1 protein-coding gene is annotated in these 248 nt (G+C 44.0%); it reads left to right on the plus strand.

From position 1 onward, the window contains the following. Positions 1-118: 118 nt before the first annotated feature. A partial coding sequence (locus O4H62_RS26390) for an SMR family transporter (RefSeq protein WP_269391861.1) occupies positions 119-248 on the plus strand: 130 nt, incomplete at its 3' end.

The following is a 248-nucleotide window of genomic DNA, read 5'->3' on the forward strand; positions in this document are numbered from 1 at the left end:
GTGTATCTATGGAGATTTTAGATACACATCACTGACTACTTTATATTCTCACCGGCTTAGGGACGCCCCTAAACATGCCTTAATTTGGTAGGGGACGACCCCTAATTAGGAGTTCACTATGAGTTGGTTCTTATTAGTCCTTGCGGGTTTATTCGAAATTGGTTGGGCCATAGGGCTTAAATATACCGAAGGTTTTACACGTTTGTGGCCAAGTATCTTTACAGTGGCGTCGATGGCCGTGAGTGTTG

It is taken from the genome of Parahoeflea alexandrii, assembly GCF_027214025.1.
Taxonomy (GTDB): Bacteria; Pseudomonadota; Alphaproteobacteria; order Rhizobiales; family Rhizobiaceae; genus Hoeflea; species Hoeflea alexandrii_A.